Annotated in this window: 1 pseudogene; it reads left to right on the top strand. The window is 42.1% G+C overall.

The annotated features are described in order from the left end of the window. Positions 1-183, top strand: a pseudogene (locus B3182_RS07255) (formyltetrahydrofolate deformylase); the annotation flags it as partial. Between the last annotated feature and the right edge of the window lie 197 nt (positions 184-380).

Here is a 380-nt window from a genome sequence, read left to right on the forward strand (position 1 = left end):
GATGAAGGCCCGATTATCGAACAGGATGTCGAACGGGTTCGTCATGATAATAGCCCGGCAGATCTAGTGATGATTGGTAAGGATATTGAGCGTCTGGTTTTGGCACGTGCTGTGAAAGCCCATATCGAGCATCGCATTATTGTTAGTGGCCGCCGCACTATCGTTTTTGCTGAAGGTGCCTGATAGTCTTGTTCCGATTGATATAAATAGAATAAGAGTGGAGGCATGACAAAATTATCAATATTTACTGGTATCTTTCATCCATGTCAGCGGCTAATAAAGTTTATAACAACTAAGTTTTTGTGGGGTTAACCACAGAGACACAGAACGAACGGAGTTTTTGATAGTTGATATCCACAGATTACGCAGATTTTCGCAGA

This window comes from Methylophaga sp. UBA4204 (genome assembly GCF_002379485.1).
In the GTDB taxonomy this organism is placed as follows: domain Bacteria; phylum Pseudomonadota; class Gammaproteobacteria; order Nitrosococcales; family Methylophagaceae; genus Methylophaga.